Source organism: Gordonia malaquae NBRC 108250 (assembly GCF_000344135.1).
In the GTDB taxonomy this organism is placed as follows: Bacteria; Actinomycetota; Actinomycetes; order Mycobacteriales; family Mycobacteriaceae; genus Gordonia; species Gordonia malaquae.
The window spans coordinates 20883-39434 of sequence record NZ_BAOP01000010.1 but is presented as its reverse complement, the minus strand read 5'-3'; the positions used below and the strand labels follow the sequence as shown (position 1 = coordinate 39434).

17 protein-coding genes and 1 pseudogene are annotated in these 18552 nt (G+C 66.4%); 9 read left to right on the top strand and 9 right to left on the bottom strand.

The genetic code is table 11. From position 1 onward, the window contains the following. Positions 1–3 precede the first annotated feature (3 nt). Together GM1_RS07885 and GM1_RS07880 are read left to right on the top strand one after the other, a co-directional pair. Entirely contained in the window at positions 4–342 is a 339-nt protein-coding gene (locus tag GM1_RS07885; RefSeq protein ID WP_008377859.1) for a metal-sulfur cluster assembly factor, read from the top strand. Positions 343–688: 346 nt separating this feature from the next. After that, a complete protein-coding gene (locus GM1_RS07880; RefSeq protein WP_008377857.1) occupies positions 689–1483 on the top strand; it encodes a histidine phosphatase family protein in 795 nt (264 codons plus the stop codon). A gap of 86 nt (positions 1484–1569) precedes the next feature. Here the strand turns inward: GM1_RS07880 and GM1_RS07875 are convergent, their stop codons facing one another. Then, the gene (locus GM1_RS07875) at positions 1570–2154 is read right to left on the bottom strand and encodes a helix-turn-helix domain-containing protein (RefSeq protein ID WP_040519712.1); all 585 of its coding nucleotides are present in this window, start codon (positions 2152–2154) and stop codon (positions 1570–1572) included. A gap of 49 nt (positions 2155–2203) precedes the next feature. Between GM1_RS07875 and GM1_RS07870 the strand changes: the two genes are divergently transcribed. The 5 genes and pseudogenes from GM1_RS07870 (at position 2204) to GM1_RS07850 (ending at position 7523) form a co-directional block, all read left to right on the top strand. Beyond that, the gene (locus GM1_RS07870) at positions 2204–3142 is read left to right on the top strand and encodes an NAD(P)/FAD-dependent oxidoreductase (protein WP_008377853.1); all 939 of its coding nucleotides are present in this window, start codon (positions 2204–2206) and stop codon (positions 3140–3142) included. A 68-nt stretch (positions 3143–3210) separates the two neighbouring features. Beyond that, positions 3211–4694: pseudogene (locus GM1_RS23335) on the top strand (FAD-dependent oxidoreductase). Between the two features lie 29 nt (positions 4695–4723). Beyond that, on the top strand, positions 4724–5083 hold the full coding sequence (gene trxA, locus GM1_RS07860; RefSeq protein ID WP_008377848.1) for a thioredoxin: 360 nt from the start codon (positions 4724–4726) through the stop codon (positions 5081–5083). Between the two features lie 71 nt (positions 5084–5154). After that, positions 5155–6297: a DUF7373 family lipoprotein gene (locus GM1_RS07855; protein ID WP_075051979.1), complete on the top strand. Its 1143-nt coding sequence runs from the start codon at positions 5155–5157 to the stop codon at positions 6295–6297. Between the two features lie 59 nt (positions 6298–6356). Next, positions 6357–7523 (top strand): DUF7373 family lipoprotein, encoded by a 1167-nt coding sequence (locus tag GM1_RS07850; protein ID WP_008377846.1) that lies wholly within the window; start codon positions 6357–6359, stop codon positions 7521–7523. Positions 7524–7533: 10 nt separating this feature from the next. Here GM1_RS07850 and GM1_RS07845 read toward each other — a convergent pair whose 3' ends face one another. Together GM1_RS07845 and GM1_RS07840 are read right to left on the bottom strand one after the other, a co-directional pair. Continuing rightward, entirely contained in the window at positions 7534–8643 is a 1110-nt protein-coding gene (locus GM1_RS07845; protein ID WP_008377845.1) for a lycopene cyclase family protein, read from the bottom strand. Beyond that, complete coding sequence (locus GM1_RS07840; RefSeq protein WP_008377844.1) at positions 8640–9422, bottom strand: SDR family oxidoreductase; 783 nt, start codon at positions 9420–9422, stop codon at positions 8640–8642. The genes GM1_RS07845 and GM1_RS07840 overlap by 4 nt, the downstream gene beginning before the upstream one ends. An 89-nt stretch (positions 9423–9511) precedes the next feature. On the opposite strand from GM1_RS07840, the gene GM1_RS07835 reads away from it, so the two are divergent. Together GM1_RS07835 and GM1_RS07830 are read left to right on the top strand one after the other, a co-directional pair. Further along, the gene (locus tag GM1_RS07835; RefSeq protein ID WP_008377843.1) at positions 9512–10549 is read left to right on the top strand and encodes an FUSC family protein; all 1038 of its coding nucleotides are present in this window, start codon (positions 9512–9514) and stop codon (positions 10547–10549) included. An 80-nt stretch (positions 10550–10629) separates the two neighbouring features. Then, positions 10630–12258 carry an ABC-F family ATP-binding cassette domain-containing protein gene (locus tag GM1_RS07830; RefSeq protein WP_008377842.1) on the top strand — a complete coding sequence of 543 codons (1629 nt, stop codon included), beginning with the start codon at positions 10630–10632 and terminating at the stop codon, positions 12256–12258. Here GM1_RS07830 and GM1_RS07825 read toward each other — a convergent pair whose 3' ends face one another. The 6 genes from GM1_RS07825 to GM1_RS07800 form a co-directional block, all read right to left on the bottom strand. Next, positions 12259–12816, bottom strand: a complete 558-nt coding sequence (locus GM1_RS07825) for a hypothetical protein (RefSeq protein WP_040519710.1) — start codon at positions 12814–12816, stop codon at positions 12259–12261. It abuts the gene before it with no gap. A gap of 60 nt (positions 12817–12876) precedes the next feature. Then, positions 12877–13479, bottom strand: coding sequence for a class F sortase (locus GM1_RS07820; RefSeq protein ID WP_008377840.1), 603 nt, complete (start codon positions 13477–13479; stop codon positions 12877–12879). A gap of 81 nt (positions 13480–13560) precedes the next feature. Further along, positions 13561–14568, bottom strand: a complete 1008-nt coding sequence (locus GM1_RS07815; protein WP_040519709.1) for an MSCRAMM family protein — start codon at positions 14566–14568, stop codon at positions 13561–13563. A 69-nt stretch (positions 14569–14637) separates the two neighbouring features. Next, the gene (locus GM1_RS07810; RefSeq protein WP_008377837.1) at positions 14638–15528 is read right to left on the bottom strand and encodes an alpha/beta hydrolase; all 891 of its coding nucleotides are present in this window, start codon (positions 15526–15528) and stop codon (positions 14638–14640) included. Next, positions 15525–16889, bottom strand: a complete 1365-nt coding sequence (locus tag GM1_RS07805; RefSeq protein WP_008377836.1) for a flavin-containing monooxygenase — start codon at positions 16887–16889, stop codon at positions 15525–15527. The genes GM1_RS07810 and GM1_RS07805 overlap by 4 nt, the downstream gene beginning before the upstream one ends. A gap of 63 nt (positions 16890–16952) precedes the next feature. After that, positions 16953–18494, bottom strand: a complete 1542-nt coding sequence (locus GM1_RS07800; protein WP_008377835.1) for an acyl-CoA synthetase — start codon at positions 18492–18494, stop codon at positions 16953–16955. Positions 18495–18552 lie beyond the last annotated feature (58 nt).

Here is an 18552-nt window from a genome sequence, read left to right as displayed (position 1 = left end):
CCGATGACCGATACCGTGACCACCTCGCTGCCGAGCGAGGACGACGTCGAAGAGGCGATGCGCGACGTCGTCGACCCCGAACTCGGGATCAACGTCGTCGATCTGGGGCTGGTGTACGGCTTCGAGATCAACGACGAGGCGGCGGTCCGCCTGGACATGACGCTGACCTCGCCCGCGTGCCCACTGACCGACGTGATCGAGGATCAGACGCGGAACGCACTGGTCTCGAGCGGTCTGTGCACCGACGTGGAGATCAATTGGGTGTGGATTCCCGCTTGGGGTCCGGACAAGATCACTGACGACGGCCGCGAGCAGCTGCGCGCACTGGGCTTCACCGTCTGACGGACGTAATAGCCGCCTGAACCGCATGACAGTGGTTCAGGCGGCTTTTTGCTCTGGTCAGACGCAACGGAGTCCAACGTCGTCTACGGTCGGTGTGAAGGTCGACATTCGAGGAGACGGCATCAAGCTGTTTCATCCATAGTCTCCCGTGGTGTGTTCGACGGCCGTGGGCAGCTTCGTGCCCGGGGATTCACTGTTCGACAGGCACAGAACCCGCCGGTAAGCGCATAATCGTGCCGATGAATCCCATTCAGCGGGCATGATTCGTCGGGTGGATCACTTTTGGTGCAAACATGTGAGGCGCGTCATAACGACGTGCTGATCAAGCCCCGAAGGAATCCTCCCCATGACCCATAAAAAGTCACTCCGCGCTCGCCTGGGCGCCGTTGTCGCCGCCGCCGCCACCGCGGCGTGTGTCGCGACAGCCGTCGTGCCGGCTGCGCCCGCCGAAGCAGAACCCGAGCTCACGATTACGTTCGTCCGCCACGCGGAATCGGCAGGCAACGCGTCGGGCCTCGTCGACACCAAGACTCCTGGCCCTGCGCTGACCGAACTGGGTCGCACTCAGGCGCGCCAGGTCGCAGTGCTGCTCGAGGACCGCAAGTTCGACGGAGTGTTCGCCTCGCGGATGATTCGTACCCAGCAGACCGCGGCGCCGCTGGCCCGCAAGCTGTTCAAGCATCCCGTGGTCCTCCCGGGCATCCACGAGATCCTGGCGGGCGACTACGAGGGCACTCCCGAGCGGGACGCTCCGACCGGGTACATGCTGGCGCCGCAGCAGTGGCTGCGTGGCGACCTCGCGGCCCGTATTCCCGGTGCCGAGAGCGGTACCGAGTTCAAGGCTCGGTTCACCGATTCGATCGCGGCTGTGGTGAAGGCGCGCAAGACGAACGCCGTGGTCTTCTCCCATGGCGCCACCATCATGTTCGGCACGATCCTGGCGTCGACCAACGGACGCGAGTACATGGCCCGCCTCGGCACGGACTACATGAAGAACGTCGGACGCGTGGTGCTCAAGGGCAACCCGACAGACGGTTGGCGGATCACGGAGTGGGTCGGCAACCCGACGCTTCCGAACGTTCCGGACTGCATCTCGACCGGATCGATGATGATCGATCCGTCAACGCTCGCTCCGTGCTGAACTGAGGCATCTCGACTCCGCTCGATGATCGGGAGGGTGACTCCGCTCGATGATCTGGAGGGCGGCTCCCTCGCTACGCGCGCATCTCACCCCTGACCGGCGGTGAGGTGCGCGCGTTCGCCGTCTCTGTCGAAGATCGTCAGGATCTCGGCGACCCTGCGGTGGGCGGTGAACGCGTGCGGCACCATCGTCGAGAATTCAGCCGCTTCGCCCGCCTCCACGTCGATCACCCGATCCGCGAGTCTCAGGCGGACGGTGCCGGACAGCACGGTGAACCACTCGTAACCGGGGTGCACACGCTGCTCGGGCTCCACCCCGGGCTGCGGCGTGAGGCGCATCTTGGCGACGACGACACCGTTCTCCGCTCGATCGCGGGACAGCATCCACGTGACGACGCCGGGGCGTTGATGCGGTTCGGGTCGGATCACGACGTCGCGGTCGTCCAGAGGTTCGACGAGGTGATCGAGGGTGGTTCCGAGAGCCCGTGCGATCGGAACGAGCTGATCGAGTGCCACTCTGCGATGACCGGTCTCGATACGGGAAAGCGTCGACGGGCTGAGGTGGCAGCGACGGGCGAGGGAGTCCAGCGTCCAGCCCTGGGCGACCCGAAGGCCACGGATCCGGGCTCGGACCAGGCCGTCGACGTCGTTCTCAAGCGATTCTTGCGGCATGAGCAAGAGTGTATGCCCATTCGGCAATCTTGGTTGTACGGTCGGAGACATGAGCAACTCGACAGACAACATCGGAGCCCGATTCGACGCAGTCATCGTGGGAGGAGGCGCCGCCGGACTGTCCGGAGCGGTCGCCCTCGGGCGGTCACTGCGCTCGGTCCTGGTCGTGGACAAGGGAGAACAGCGGAACCTGCCGGCGGACGCCGCGCACAACGTGATCGGCCGGGAGGGGATCTCGCCCGGAGAGCTGGTCGCAGAGGGGCGACGAGAAGCGGTGTCCTACGGCGTCGAGTTCGCCGACGACGAGGTGATCTCGGTCGAGCGGGACGGAGACTTCACCGTCACCTTGGGCTCCGGACGGATCGTGACCGCCCGACGACTGCTGCTCGCCACCGGTCTCGTCGACGAGCTGCCTCGGATTCCAGGTGTGCAGGAGGCGTGGGGACACGGCGTCCTGCACTGCCCGTACTGCCACGGCTACGAGGTCCGAGGCAGGCGTGTCGGCGTCATCGCCACCACGTCGATGGGCTCGGTCCACCAGTCCCTGCTGTTCGCGCAGCTGAGTGAGCACGTCACTCTCTTCGCGGGCGCCGTCGAGTTCGACGAACAGCAACTGGCGGAGCTGCGGGTGAGCGGAGTCGGCATCGTCGAGGGCGAGGTGGAGCGAGTGATCGAACACGACCGCGACGTGACCGGCGTTCAGGTCGACGGGCGGGTCCACGACGTCGACAACGTGGTCGTCGGCACGCGGATGGTGGCTCGAACGGAACTCTTCGAGCAACTCGGTGGAGTTCCGCAGGATCATCCGTTCGGTCAGTTCATTCCGTCCGACCCGACCGGGGCGACCGGAGTCGACGGCGTCTGGACCGCCGGGAACGCTGGAAATCTCGCTGCGATGGTGTCGGTCGCCGCAGGCGCGGGTCTGCTGGCGGGCATCGCCATCAATGCCGATCTTGTCGCCGCAGACGTCCGGGCGGCGCTCGTCTGAGTCCGTCCCGCCCACCGGGACGGCGCGACTCGTCATCGCACGCCGACTGCGACCATCGGCCGATGCAGATGTTCACGTCCTCGGTCCGTCCCATCCCCGTCGATCAGGTCGAGGCGTTCGACCACGACGTCGACGTCCTCGTCGTCGGCTTCGGCTGTGCCGGAGCGTCGGCGGCGCTGGAAGCTGACGCCGCCGGCGCGCAGGTGGTGATTCTCGAACAGCGCAGCGGCGGCGGTGGATCGTCTGCACTGTCGGGTGGGGAGATGTATCTCGGCGGCGGGACGTCTGTGCAGCGAGCCTGCGGTTTCGACGACTCGGCATCCGCTATGGAGGCTTTTCTGCTCGCCGCGCTCGGGCCGGACTGTGACCCCGAGAAGGTGCGTCTCTACTGCGAGAACAGCGTTGCTCACTTCGATTGGCTCGTCGATCAGGGCGTGCCGTTCAAGGATTCGCTGTGGCCGACTCCGACCTGGGTCCCGCCCACGGACGACGGCCTGATGTGGATGGGGGAGAAGGCGTTTCCGTTCGCGGACCTGGCGGCGCCGGCGCCGCGTGGTCATCGGGTCACCGCTGACGGATTCGGCGGCAAGGTGTTGATGGACGTGCTCTGCCGCCGAGTCTCCGAGTCGACTGTCGATGTGCACGTCGACACCGTCGCTCTCCGTCTTGTCGTCGACGGTGACCAGGTCGTCGGCGTGGTCGCACGACACTTCGACACGACGGTGACCTATCGCGTGCGCGGTGGGTGGTCATCACGACAGGTGGGTTCGCCGACAACAAGGCGATGCTCGCCGAACACGCGCCTGCGCTCGTCGGCCTGCCGGTCAACAGCGACGGGGGCGACGACGGTCGGGGCATCGCGCTCGCTCAGGCCGCAGGCGGGGCAGTCCGTCACATGTCTGCGGGCCAAGTCGGCATCTCGTTGATTCCGGGCATGGCGGTCCGGGGCATGGTGGTCGACGATCGTGGCAGACGATTCATCAACGAGGACGTGTACCCGGGCTTGATCGGGCAGGCCGCACTGTTCAAACACGGACTGCGCGTCTGGGTGATCCTCGACGAGGAGGCCTTCGAAGCGGTCCCCGAAGTGGAGCGATGGGGTGTGCGTCCACACCATGTGGCGGAGACGCTCGCCGAACTGGAAGCCGAGATCGGCATGCCCGACGGGTCGCTCGTGTCGACCGTCGGCGAGTACAACCGACACGCGGAGAACGGTGACGACCCGTACTTCCACAAGGCTCCCGAATGGGTCAGGCCTTTGCGATCTCCGTTCGCAGCGATCAACGTGAGGCGCGGCATCGTGCCCCCGGAGCACGGTGGAAGCTCTGGAGGGGCCGAGGTCTTCACCATCGGCGGCCTCCGGACATCAACGGAAGGCGAGGTGTCCGAGCTCGACGGACGACCGATCCCGGGACTGTACGGTGCAGGCCGGGCGACGTCGGGCCTGCATTCGTGGGGATACATCAGCGGTACGTCCTTGGGAGACGGAACGTTCTTCGGACGGCGTGCGGGTATCGCGGCCGCGCGCAGATCCAGTACGTCGACGGAATAGTCGGCGGCTCGCAGCTGTTAGATTCAGGCATGGCAACGATTGATCTGACAGGCTCCGACTTCGAGCAGACCATCATCGACAACAAGATCGTTCTGGTCGACTTCTGGGCAGAGTGGTGCGGCCCCTGCAAGCAGTTCGCCCCGACGTACAGTGCGGTATCGGAGAAGTTCGACGACATCGTGTTCGCGAAGGTCGACACCGAGGCCGAACAGCAGCTCGCCGCCGCAGCCAGCATTCGCTCGATCCCGACGATCATGGCGTTCAAGGACGGCCACCTTGTGTACAACGAAGCCGGAGCACTGCCTCCGCAGGCCCTCGAGTCGCTGATCGGCCAGATCCAGGAACTCGACGTGGAGAAGGCGATCCGGGAGAGCGGACAGGCACAATAGCGCCGGTTACATCGTTCGGATGAGGGACGCAGCACCGCTGCGGTGGGGCCGCAGACCTTACGATGATGGGCATGCGCATGCTGTCACGAGTCGTCGTCCCCGCCGTCGCACTCGCCGCCGCCGCGGCGCTCGCCGGATGCACAGTCGACGGCTCGCCGCAGCGCGGGCCAGTGGACCTTGATCTCGGCAAGTACGGATCGATGCAGGCGGCGACGCTGCCGTCCGCCACGACGGACGGTCAGTGGGCCAAGCTGCGTGCTGTGCGCCTCGCCGATCACATCGTCTTCCCCGTCGACATCGACGCCGGCATGACGGACATAAAGATGCCGACCATGCCGATCGTGGTTCCGAAGAACCTGGGTCTGGTGATGTCGGAAATGGTGGACCTGCCCGTGATGAAACGCTTCCAGTACGGGTTCAGCATGGCGGCAGGCAACGGCCCCAACGACTTCGGCGTCAATCACGTCGTCATGCGGTTCGCCGACGATCGGTCGGCAGGAGACGCCGTCACACAGATCGGTGGCGTTGCAGCGAAGCCGAAGGACTACTACAAGCCGGGCGGCGGGCGCGTCGATGTCGCCGGCATGCCGCCGGGCAGCGTTGTGGTCCACAATGTCGGCTCCGGCAACAAGCACGTGTTCGTCGCGGTGTCGCAGTCCGGGCCATACGTCGTCTACACGTGGGCCGACTCGCCGGACCGCGCATGGGGAGAACGTGCGATCGTCACAGCATTCGACAAGCAGAAGTCGCTGCTGGACGCGATCGGACCGGAGAACCCGGACCGGAACCCCGACCCGACCGGACTGATCCGTGGCACCATCCGGGTGCCTTCCGATGAGCAGACCGTCTCGACGCAGATCGTGTTCGGTCAGCGTGGCGCCGCACTTCTGTACGGCAACGGCCCGGAAGCATACAGCGAGCTGAAGAAGGCAGGCATCACTGCTGCCGCGCTCAATCAGACTCAGGCGTACCGGGCGGCCGGCTCGACTCAAGCGGAGGGCTGGCGCGACTACCTGATCAAGGGCTTCGGAGACGACACCTCACGCAAGGCCGCCAGCCCCCGCGACCTGTCGTCGGCCAAGTGCTTCCAGAAGGACGATCGAGTCGGCTGTTTCATCGCCGTCGGCGACTACGTCGGCGAAGCGTACGGAAAAGAACTCCTCGACACGCAGCAACAGATCTCGGCCGTCTACACGTTCCTGAAGGCGATGTGACCCGCTGGACGAATGACCCGAAGTTCCCGAGAGCCGTGAATGCGCACTAGCATGCTCGCATGCGGATCAACCTTGTGAGGACGGCACGTGCCGTCGTCATGCTCCTAGCCGCGGCAGTCGTCGGAGGCTGCACGGTAGACGGGACACCGACCACTGCTCCGATCGACCTGGACGTCGGCAGATACGGATCGATGCTCGAGGCGCCGCTTCCGGACGCCACATCGGCCGTCCGGTGGAGTCAACTGCGTGCAGTGCGCCTCGCCGAACACATGGTCTTCCCCCGCGATCTGGATGCGGCGATCGTCGACGTCAAGATGCCCACGGCACCGATCGGCGTGCCCAGGAACATGGGCGCGGTGATCCCCGATGCCGACACCATTCCGGCGATGAAGCGATTCGAGTACGGGTTCGTGATCACCGCCGGGGACACGCCCGGAGACCAGGCGAGCCAACAGATGATCGCGCGATTCGCCGATCCGGAGGCAGCACGGGACGCGGTTCATCAATTGGCGCCGCTGTGGACGAAGCCGACCGAGTACGTGCCGGCAGGCGAGATCGTGACACTCGCCGGACTGCCCGCCGGAAGCATCGCAGCCCACCTTGCGAGGCCGCTGAAAGGACGACCGACCGCTCATTCGACGATGGGGCTCACCGCTGTCGGTGAGTACCTCGTCTACACATGGGCCGAGTCGGAGAACCGTGCGTGGACGGAGCGCATCGTGACGACCGCGTACATGAAGCAGAAACCGATGATCGACGCGATCGGTCCCGATGATCCGAGCCGCAACGCCGACCCGACCGGTTTGATGACGGGCACTCTTCGTTCGACCGAAGACAACGGGAATCCGATCATCCGAACAGTGTGGGGTCCGCGAGGTATCGCGCTCATCAGTCAAAATGGGCCGGAAGCCTATCGCGCTGTGATGGCCAACGGCGTCACCGTCGGCGTCGTGAACGGATCGAATGCTTATCGTGCGGGCAGCCCCGCGCAGGCCGCGAGGTGGCGCGACTACCTGATCAAGGAGTATCTGGACAGGTCGGAGGGTGTCGCCCGGCCTGCCGCGAGTCCACGGGACCTGCCGTCTGCGCTGTGCTTCGCTGCCGGAACGCGGGAGTCTGCCTGCTTCGTCGCGGTCGGCGCCTACGTCGGAGAAGTTGAAGGATCAACACTGTTGGACGGTCAGCAACAGATATCGGCCGTGTACACGGCGCTCGTCGCCCGGTGACCAGGGAACGCTATGCGTCCCTCGCGCAGATGTGACGGATCGAGTGCCCCGCGACCCGCAGTCGTAAGGGGACGGGGAGGCGGCGGTAGACCGACCACATCGCCCGCAGGACGCCCGCCGCATCGTCGCGTGCCGAGAGGTACCCGCGCTGCACGCGCGGATCGAGCTCGAAGAAGGCGTCGAAGAACATGATGAGTTCCTCAGCGGTGAGTCGCAGAAGAACGCCGAGGCCCAATCGGCGCAGGCGGAAGGCCAGTCGGGCTCGACCCGTCCACAGCGCGCGGTGTGGGTTCCTGCCGGCGACGATGGCGTCGACGAGGACGTCTGCCGCAGCGAGTGATTGCGCGACGCTGTACCCGGTTGCCGGATTCATCATCCCGCCGGCCGCGCCGAATCGGAATGCGCCGCCAGGCGTGTGCCGCCACGGTCGGGATGAGACGAGCATCGGGAAATCGACGTGCTCGTCGACCCGCGACTCCACGCCGCGGCGGATGTTGCGTACCGCGAGGTCGGCGACCGGGACCGGCGGTCGTCCGGCGAGGCAGGTCTCCTCGACGAGTCGGCGACCGTCGCCGAGCGGGACCCGGTAGCTGAACGACGGTCCGCTGTGATCGCCGACAGGTCGCCAATCCATGAGAACGACGTCACGCTCCGCCGAGTCGATCACCGTGCCGGCCGCCGTCTGACGGGGAAGCCCGGCGAGGTCGACAGCGACCGGCCCACGGGCGTCGACGACATGCCGCGCACGGACGACGGTGCCGTCGTCGCAGACGACCTCCGTCGCTGTGACCTGCCGGGCTCGCGCCGTTGTGACTGTTGCGCCGTCGATGGCCAACGACTCCTGAAGTCGCACCGAATCCAGAACGACGTAGCCGCGATCGACCACCCGACGTTCGGGTGTGAAAACCGTGAAGGACGGTGCCGACGCCGCGATCGCCACCGCAGCGAGCCACGGAGGACAGTCATCGGTGTACATGCCGTATGTCGCGGTCCACGCCTTCGTCGGAGACGGGTCGACAACACCCACCCTGAGCCCTGCGACGAGTGCACGGTGGGCGAGTGCACGACCGGCCGGCCCGACCCCGACGACGGCCACATCGGCCGGTCGTCCGCCGGTCACATGCTTCCGGTGGCCAGCAGGCCGCCGTCGACGCGGAGCGTCTCGCCGGTGATCCAGCCGGCGTCGTCGCCGACCAGGAAGGCGACGGCGGCGGCGATGTCCTCGGGCGTGCCGAGTCGTTTCATCGGGTACGGCGCGGCCGCGGCGTCCTCGCCTGCCGCGAGGAGTCCCGCTGCGAACTTCGTCTTGACGATGCCGGGTGCGATGGCGTTGACCCGGATGGTCGGTCCGAGCTGCCATGCGAGTTCTTCGGTGAGCCGGATCAAGGCGGCCTTGGACGCGCCGTATGCGGCGATGACGCCGGTCGATCGCAGACCGGCGACAGACGCGATGTTCACAACGGCTCCACCGCTGTCGGCCATCCCGGCGCGATGCGCCTCCTGGATGTACCCGAGCGCAGCGACGACGTTCGTGTCGAGCAGCTTGCGGAAGCCGTCGAGGTCGGCCTGCATGAGGTCGCCGAACACCGGGTTGATGCCGGTGTTGTTGACGAGGATGTCGATGCCGCCGTTGGCGACGGCAGCGGCAACGGCCTCGGCGCGATGTGCGGCGTCTCCGGTGTTGCCTGCGACGGTGCCGACCACGGCGTTCGGCACGGCAGCGCGGATCGTGTCGGCGGCTTCGGCGAGGGTGTCGGCCTTGCGCCCGGTGATGATCACCGCCGAGCCGCGGCGGGCGAGTTCGGTTGCGACGGCCAACCCGATGCCGCGGCTACCGCCGGTCACCAGAGCCGAACGGCCGGTCAGGTCAGTCGATGACGTCGAGTTCGAAGTAGTCATGTCAGTCACGGTATGCGACGAGCGAGTCGCCGGCGACGCGGTCCGGTCGAGTAGGCTCCGCTCGTGCAACACGCTGGGGAGTGGCTCCGATGAAGGCGACGGTGCGCCCCGACCGCGACGATCATCACCATGCGCTGCGAGTCCTCGCCGGTCTGCTCGTCCCGATGTCGGTTCTGCTGCTGATCGGCCGGCCAGAACTACTGGTCTACGCGGTGTTCGGATCGTTCGCCGGCATGTACGGACGTCGTGTGTCCGGACGTCCGAGGATCGTGAGGCAAGTGCAGGCAGCGGGTCTGCTCACCGTCGGGGTCGCGATCGGGGTAACGCTCGCCCACGTCGGGGCGCCCGTCTGGGTCCTGGTGATCGTGGAGACCGTGTACGCGCTCGTCTGTTCGCTCGCAGCCGACGTTGCACGGCTGCGGCCCGCGGGACCGTTCTTCTTCATCTTCGCGCTCGGCGCCACCGCGACCGTCCCACCGGACCTCGTGGCTCCGCCGCTGGCTGTCGCGATCTGTGGCGCCACCGCAGTGCTCGCCGTGGGAATCGGGATGATCGGGGTCCCTCATCCGCTCGACGGAAAGCCGTGGCTCACCGGTATGCGATGGTTGCTGCGCACTCCGCCGTCTGGGGTGTGTGTGCACGCGGTCCGGTATGCGCTCGCCGTAGGCGTCGCGGGCACGATCGGGACGGTCCTCGGCTTCGACCACGCCAACTGGGCGATGGCGGCGGCGGCCGTCCCGCTCGCAGCGATCGATGGGACGCGGCCGGGCGATGCGACGACCCGCGCGGTACTTGTCCGCGCAGGTCATCGAACTCTGGGAACGTTCGCCGGGCTGCTGATCGCCGCCGTGTTGCTGGCGTTCGAACCGGGCGCTGCAGTGGTGGCCGCCGTCGCCGTGCTCCTGCTCTGGCCGACGGAACTGTTCATGAGCCGTCACTACGCTGTTGCGATCGGCTTCTTCACCCCGCTGATCATGTTGATGACAGAGCTCACCGCACCTGCGCCACCCCTGGAGATGCTGACGCTGCGAGGAGTGGACACGCTGATCGGGGTCGCTGTGGGCGTCGCTGTCGCCGTGATGATTCCCGCCGGGACGGGCCGACGGAAGGCCACCGGCCGCGACTGATGCGTCTCGGGTCACACACGGTGGCGTTTCGCTGCAAAGGATTGGCCCTGCGACCATCGCAATCCGTACGATAGACCCTCGTGATCACCGCGACCGACCTGGAAGTTCGAGCGGGCGCGAGGACCCTCCTGTCGGCGCCCGGAGACCAACTGCGCATTCAGCCCGGCGACCGAATCGGCCTCGTCGGTCGAAACGGTGCAGGTAAGACGACGTCGTTGCGCATCCTCGCAGGCGAGACGCAGCCGTATGCGGGTGAGATCCGCACATCGGGACCGGTCGGCTATCTCCCGCAGGATCCGAAGGAAGGCGACCTCGACGTCCTCGCGAAGGACCGCGTGCTCTCGGCACGCGGCCTCGACGAGATCCTGGCGTCGATGGCCAAGCAGCAGACGCTGATGGAAGAGGCCGCCGACGACAAGATCCGCGACCGCGCGATCAGCAAGTACGCCCGCCTCGAAGAACGCTTCTCGGCGCTCGGCGGATACGAGGCGGAGAGCGACGCGGCTCGTATCTGCAGCAGCCTGGGACTACCGGATCGAGTCCTCGAACAGCCGCTCCGCACACTGTCGGGCGGTCAGCGTCGTCGTGTCGAGCTGGCACGCATCCTGTTCGCAGCGTCCGACGGTTCGGGCAAGTCCGATATGACACTCCTGCTCGACGAGCCGACCAACCACCTCGACGCCGACTCCATCGCGTGGCTGCGGACGTTCCTGCAGAATCACGACGGCGGACTCGTCGTGATCAGTCACGACGTCGACCTGCTGGCCGACGTCGTGAACCGTGTCTGGTTCCTCGACGCGGTCCGCGGTGAGGCCGACGTCTACAACATGGGCTGGAAGCGGTATCTCGACGCGCGTGCCACCGACGAACAGCGTCGCAAGCGCGAACGGGCGAACGCGGAGAAGAAGGCCGGAGCGCTTCGTGTGCAGGCGGCGAAGCTCGGGGCCAAGGCGACCAAGGCGACCGCGGCACAGCAGATGCTCAAACGCGCCGAACGCATGATGGACGAGCTCGACGAGGTGCGCGTCGCCGACAAGACTGCGCACATCCGTTTCCCGGAACCCGCGCCGTGCGGAAAGACTCCGCTCATGGCGTCGAACCTCACGAAGGTCTACGGATCGCTGGAGATCTTCACCGGCGTCGATCTGGCCATCGACAAGGGCAGCCGCGTGGTTATCCTCGGACTCAACGGCGCAGGCAAGACGACATTGTTGAAACTGCTCGCCGGGGTGGAGAAGCCGGATCTCGGTGGCCTCGAACCCGGCCGCGGGCTCAAAGTGGGCTACTTCGCGCAGGAGCACGACACGCTCGACGACAACGCGACGGTCTGGGAGAACATCCGACACGCCGCGCCCGACGCGGGGGAGCAGGACCTGCGAGGGCTCCTCGGCGCGTTCATGTTCACCGGCCCTCAACTCGAGCAGCCTGCGGGCACCCTCTCGGGCGGTGAGAAGACCCGCCTCGCTCTCGCCGGGCTGGTGTCGTCGGCGGCGAACGTGCTGCTGCTCGACGAGCCGACCAACAACCTCGATCCGATCTCGCGCGAACAGGTCCTCGAGGCGCTGCGGAGCTACACAGGGGCCGTTGTACTGGTGACCCACGACCCCGGTGCGGCGGAGGCTCTTGAACCGCAGCGGGTGATCCTGCTGCCGGACGGCACCGAGGATCACTGGTCCGACGAGTATCAGGAACTCATCGAACTCGCCTGATCACGACGTCCGTCCGGTCTGGATCGATCGGATCGGAATCCGCGGACCCGGGGTGGGGACGACCGTCTGGGTGCCGAGCGGAACCAGGACGAACCCGAACGACGTGTTCGACCCGGCCGTCACGAGTCCGGTCGCGTACGCGTGACCGTCGAAGCGGTAGCCGGCAGGCGCGGACACAGCGGTGACCCCCACGCGGCCCGAGGCGACAGTGATCGTCGCCGGAGTGGTCAGCTGGAAGTCGAAACCCGTAGAGTCGGACACCTGCACCACTGCTCCCGGGAGGGGGCTGTCGGTCCCGGCTTCGCGTGAGGACACGGTGACGGTGCCGGTCTCCACCGGTGGGGGCGTCTCACTGCTGGTGGATGTGGACGAACCGGTCGGCGCCGTCGAACTCGGGTCGGCGGTGGAACTCGAGGTCGGTGGACTCGACGACGTGGTCTTCGTCGCAGTCGATGACTCGTCAGCGGCGGAAGGCCCCGGGGCGGCGACCGCCACGAGCCCGACGATTGCGGCGAGCGCGCAAGCGGAACCGAACGCGCGGCGACGGATGGTGATCATGATGAACCTCTGTTCTCCCCGACAGTCGGTCCCCGACGTGGTGATTCCTCGCGCCGCCCGTCACGTGGGCGACGCGAACGCGATGATGTTGTCGCGATATCCGAGCGGTGGCCCGACGAACGGTCCGCCGCATGTCACCAACGCGAGCTTCTCCGGACCGTTCTGACGGTTGAGCTCGTCGTAGGGCACGGCGTCGGCGCCGGTCCCGTGCTTCTGCGCGTCGATCACCGACGTCACGCGATAGTCGACTCTCTTCTGCGATGCGGTCACGAGGGTGACGGTGTCGCCCGCGCTCAGATCGGCGAACCGTGCGGCATATCCCTCGCCCTGAGCGATGTCGTCGACGTGCCCGGCGACCACGATGGTCCCGGCGCCCGATCCGGGGAGGGACGAGTCGACCCACCACCCGAGCCGCCCGATGTCGGTCGGCGGCAGGAGGGTGCCCTCGGCGTCGGTCGCGACGGGATCGGTCGGCGCGCTGTCGCCGTCGATCTCGAGGCCGACGGGCGTCAAGGGATGCTCGGACTCGGCGGTCACAGGCGGCCGTAGGCTCTGTTGCGCCGGTGTCGACGCGGGGGAGGCCTCCTGCTCGGCGCATCCAGCCATCAGCGCCACCGAGGCGGCGAGCGCTACGGCGATCAGACTGGCGCGGTGTCCGGGCATCGTTCCTCCTCTCGCATGGGATATGTCGGGGCTCGAGTGACGTCGGTTACCGTCGGGGTCGTTCACCTGAATGATGGACAATCACTCGCCACGGCCGGTCGGAATGGATCTCACGGGAACTCGGTGGGTGGGATCGCGGACCACACGGTAATGGGTCGGAAGGTCGTACACGGTCACCGTGGCAGTCCTGCCGTTCGCGACGGTCGTCCGCCGCGTGTCGGCCTCGTCGACGAATCCCGTCGGTGTTCCGGTTTCGGTCACCGAATAGCATCCCGCGGGCAGCCCCGTCAGGGGAGCGATGCCGTCGGCTCCGGTGAACACAGTGTCCATGAAGTCTCCGGTGCACGTCTCGACGGTGAACGCAGCCCCGCGCAGCGGCGCCCCGGTCACACGGTTCCGAGCAACCGCGTTTATCGATCCGCCGCCGACCGGTTTGCGGCGGAGTTGGAATGTGAACGAACTGATCTTTCCCGGTTCGACTAGTCCGGATCGGAACAGGCTGCCTTCGTAGCGGTATCCGCCGGGTGCATCGGATGCGGTGATCGTGACCTCACCTGCGGGAACGGTGATGCTGGTCGGCGTGACGATCGTGCGTCGCCCGTTTCGGTCGGTGACGTAGAGGGCCGCACCACGCACGGGTTGGCCGGTGTCGGAGTCGAGCGCGAGAACCGACACCGTGCCGTCGCCGGTGGGTTCGGACGTCGGAGTGATCGTGATCGTCGGAGCACCGCTCGGCTCTGACGACGACGGCGGCGGCGTCGGGACGGGTGCACTCGGCTGCGTCGAGGGCAGAGTGGTCACGCCCGGTGCGGTCGACGGTGTCAGACGTGGTCTGCGCGGCGTGCTGCTGTTGCCGGGCGTGGCGGTCCGAGGGGTCGGTTGCGCGGTTCCGGTGTGCGGTGTCGCCGACGGAGTTCCGAGGTGAGGTGGTGTGAACGTGCGTGGAACCGGCGGTCGTGGACTCGGAACGGGCCAGGTCGAGTCGGCGGCCGCCGGCGAGGTGCCGATCAGGAGCACGATCGACACGATTGCGCCGACGGAGCCTGCTGCGACGCGGCGTCGCTCGCGCGGCGTGCGTCGTCGATCCATCGATGTTCCCCCTGTGCTCCCACAATCCCGTCGTCTGAACGTACTACATCACAGGAGGATAACGATGGCTCAGTGAAATGTGGCGGCCAAGAAGTCGAGCTGATGGGTGATGGTCGCCTCGAACCAGTCGCGCCCGGCGAAGACGTCGAAGTGGTCGCACGGATAGTGCCGGACCTGTGCTTTTCCGGCGAACGCGGCCTTCGCTGCGGCGTGCGGTGGGGCGGCCTTGTCGAAATCGGCTATCTGAACGAGCATCGGCGCACGAACGGACGACGCCGACTTGTGGGCGCGGTACCGTCCGAGTTCCGAACCGATCGACGCGTCGACCTCGTTGCGCCAACTCGGACCGGCGATCGCCTCGTACGCCTCCTGGTATCCGTCGACGGTGAGTGCGGCGAGTGAACCGGGCGGACCGACGAGGGGAATCGTCGAGGGTTCGCCGCCGAAGCGCTGCCGCACACTGCTGATCACGCCGGTGGCAGTCGACCGCGCCAACGTTCCAGGCGAGTGCAACGGCAGTGCGTGGCGCGCCGCCGCCATGCCGCTCACCATCGGGACGACCGCCAACACCGCGCCGACGTCATCCCGACCGACAGCGGCCTGCAGGACGTGTCCACCCGCCAGGGAGACGCCCCACAGGACGATCCGTGACGGATCCACACCCGGCAGTTCCGCGGCCGCCCGGGAGGCCGCGCGGTAGTCGTCGACCTGCCCGCTCAGCGACACCTTCTGCCGAGGGGAGCCCTCGGATTCGCCGAAACCTCGGTAGTCGAATGCGAACACCGGATAGCCGTTGTCCGCGAAACGCCGAGCGAAGGGCACCAGGCCGGCGTCGACGGTGCCGCCGAGTCCGTGCGCCATCACGATGACCGGCTCCGGCGTTGTGCCCTCGACGGGGAAGAACCAGCCCGAGCACCGTGTGCCGGACGAATCGAACCAGACCTGCGTCGGATCGGTCACGATGCGGCTCCTCGCTGAGCGTCGGCCCATGCGACGGGGCCGTCCTGTGCCGCTCGGCGGGCGCCTGCGGGCAATTCCTTCACTCGCATGTCGTGCTCGTACAGGAAGTAGTCCAATTGCTGGGTGTGACGCGGACGGTCGAGCATGTGCCCTGTGTACTTTCGCGTGTCCTCTTCGATCACCCGCCGCATCTCGCCGGGCGACGGGGGACGATACCTGCCGACGGCGTACGCGCCGACGAGCCTCGCCTGCGCCTCCACGAAGGGGAACAGAGTCGGCGTGGCCTGTGCGAAGCCGACGAAGACCAGATCATCGATCCCTGGATACAACATGCGCTTGTACAGGTCGATCCGATTGTCGGGAGCACTGATGAACTCGGTGTCGAAGAACGGGAACGTGATGTTGTATCCGGTCGCGTAGACGAGGATGTCGACGTCGTCGACGCTGGTCCCGTCCGCGAAGTGCACACTGGTGCCGTCGAGCCGTTCGATGTTCGGCTTCGGGATCACATCACCCGATCCCAACCTCAACGGGAGTTCCACCGATTGGGTGGGGTGTGCCTCGAAGAATTTGTGATTGGGAGTCGGCAGACCCAGATTCTCCGGTCGACCGGACATCAGCGGCTGCCCCAACTGCGCGATCTTTCGCTGCCAGGCCGTGGGGATGTAGGGATTGGTCTTGTAGAACTTGTCGGCGGGCTGCCCTGCGACGTACTTGGGGACGATCCACGCGCCGGATCTGGTGGACAGGTACAGCTCGGTGTCGAGGGCCTTCGAGGAGAGCTCCACTGCGATGTCGGCAGCGCTGTTCCCCAGGCCGACGACGATGATCTTCTTCCCGGCGAAGTCGTGCGGCGTGCTCGGGTCGATGTACTGGTGGGCGTGCATCTCGATGCCGTCGAATGAACCGGGGAAGTCGGGCCACCGTGGATCCCAGTGGTGGCCGTTGGCCACGACGAGGAGATCGAACCGGCGAGTCTGCCCTCGCTGAGTGGTCAGTTCCCATCCGCCGTCGGGCAGTCGTGCGGCGTGGGTGACTCCGTTCTCGAACTCGATCGTCGAGTGAAGCCCGAATGCCGACGCGTAGTCGTCCAAGTACTGCTTGATCTGTGTGTGGTGCGGAAAGTCCGGGTAGGAGTCGGGCATCGGGAAGTCGCGGAACGACAGCTGATGCTTCGACGTGTCGATGTGCAGGGATCGGTATGCGCTCGAATGCCCGTTGGGATTGCCGAACGCCCAGTTGCCGCCGATCCGGTCGGACGACTCGAACACCGTGTGTGGAACGCCGTAATCGGTGAGCATCTTGGACGAGGTCAGTCCGCTGATGCCCGCGCCGATCACGGCGGTCGTGGGGTTGGTCATGGGCCGCAGTGTACAGAGTTCTGGACAGCTGTCCACGATTTCCGAACGGCCCGGCGCACGACGTCAGACGCCGAGCACACGCTTGCGCAGGTCGCCCTTCACGAGCTTGCCCGTGGGCGTCCTCGGTAGTTCGTCGATGAAGGCGATGCTGCGCGGCACCTTGAACGCGGCGAGTTCTGCCCTTGCGAAATCCGTGAGCTCCTGAGCGAGTTCGTCAGACGGTGCGACACCGTCCATGAGCTGGACGAACCCTGCGGCGACCTCGCCGAGGTCGTCGTCGGGAAGTCCGATCACGCCGACGTCGTACACCGCGGGATGGTTGATCAGGACGTTCTCGGCCTCCTGCGGATAGATGTTGACACCGCCGGAGATGATCATGAACGCCTTCCGATCCGTGAGATAGAGGAACCCGTCCTCATCGACGTAACCGAGATCGCCGGTCGTGGCCCAGTTGGGATGGTCGGGGTGTTGTGCGGCGGCAGTCTTCGCAGGATCGTTGTGGTAGGCGAACGGCATCTCCTCCCGTTCGAAGTAGACCGTGCCCACCTCGCCCGTCGGCAGGTCGGCGCCGTCGTCACCGCAGACGTGGATCACGCCGAGAACACCGCGGCCGACCGAACCCGGGCGCTCGAGAGCGTCCTGCGACCCGATCAACGTGACACCGGCGGCCTCGGTGGCCGCGTAGTACTCGTTGATGATCGGACCCCACCAGGCGATCATCGCCTTCTTCACCTCGGCCGGGCACGGTGCCGCCGCGTGGATCGCGACCTGCAGGCTCGACACGTCGTAGGAGGCACGGACCTCCTCGGGAAGCTTGAGCATGCGCACGAACATGGTCGGCACCCACTGGCTGTGCGTCACCCGGTACTCCTGGATGAGGGCCAGAGACGCTTCGGGCTCGAAGCGGTCCATCAGGATGACCGTGCCGCCGAGTGCATTCACCATCGCGCAGTACCGCAGCGGTGCGGCGTGGTACACCGGGGCGGGCGAGAGGTACACCGTCTCGGTTCCGAATCCGTACACCGGTCCGAAGACCTGCGAGATCAGATCGAAGGATGCGTCGACTTGAGTGCCGGGAAGGTTCGGCTTGATGCCCTTGGGGCGACCGGTGGTGCCGGATGAGTACAGCATGTCCGCGCCGCGCGGCTGGTCGACGAGTGGTTCGGCCGATGACACGGCGAGAACCTCGTCGTAGTCCATGAAGCCGGTGATGGATCCGCCCCAGGCGACCCGCCGTTCGGGCGTGGACAGCACATCGATCTCATGCGCGAGCGCGACGGCGTCTGCCACGTTCGCCGACGCGAACACGATCTTCGCGTCACAGTCGTCGAGGATGTAGTTCACCTCCGGCGCCGTCAGGTGATGGTTGACAACCGTGACGTAGAACCCGCTGCGGATCGCGGCCCAGTACACGTCGAACACCCGCAGATCGTTGTCGGTCACCACAGCGACGGTGTCGCCGACTTGCAACCCGAGATCGCGGAGATGGTTGGCGATCCGCGTGGAATTGTCGGTCAGCTGTGCATACGTGACAGTCTCACCGGTACTCGGGCGGATCACCGCAGGCTTGTCGGGGGTGGTCGTGACGTAGCTGCCTGGATACACGTGACGCTCCTCATAGTGGGGGTGAATCCGACAGTAACCGAGCGCTCGGTCGTTCGAC